The sequence below is a fragment of the Vibrio sp. 1069 genome (assembly GCF_033340555.1).
In genome coordinates this window covers 1-534 of the sequence record NZ_JAWOWP010000881.1, presented here as the reverse complement: position 1 = coordinate 534, position 534 = coordinate 1, and the positions used below count along the sequence as shown (strand labels likewise).

General features: G+C 45.9%; 1 protein-coding gene. It reads left to right on the top strand.

What is annotated here, in order from left to right; genetic code table 11:
• Positions 1-30: 30 nt before the first annotated feature.
• The coding region (locus R7040_RS29600) for a sigma-54-dependent Fis family transcriptional regulator (RefSeq protein WP_318098068.1) at positions 31-534 on the top strand (504 nt) is incomplete at its 3' end.

Sequence of the window (534 nt, the reverse complement as noted above, 5' to 3'; positions counted from 1 at the left end):
AACGCACCGAACAATCAGAAGGATAAGATAATGTGTCAGGTGTTTTTTATTGATGATGAAGCCGACCTTCGATTAGCAATAGAACAAACGTTTGAGCTAGCCGATATCGAAGCGACTTTTTTTTCCGATGCGGAATCCGCCTTGTTAGCCATGAAACAAAGCAACGAAGCTGGTGTGATTGTGACCGACATCTGCTTACCCGGTATTTCAGGCATGGACCTGTTAACCACGTTAGTTCAACGCGATCCAAACCTGCCAGTTATCATGATTACAGGCCATGGTGACATCTCTATGGCCGTAAATGCGTTACACCAAGGGGCCTACGATTTTATAGAGAAACCTTTTGCGCCAGAACACTTGGTTGAAACCGTAAAACGCGCCATTGAAAGACGCCAACTGACGAACGAAAATGAGAAACTTCGTCAATCACTCAAAGCAAGCCAAACGCTTGGCCCCCGAATAATCGGTGAAACCACCAGCATCCAAACACTGCGAGAAACCATCGCCCACATTGCTGATACTGATGGCGATATT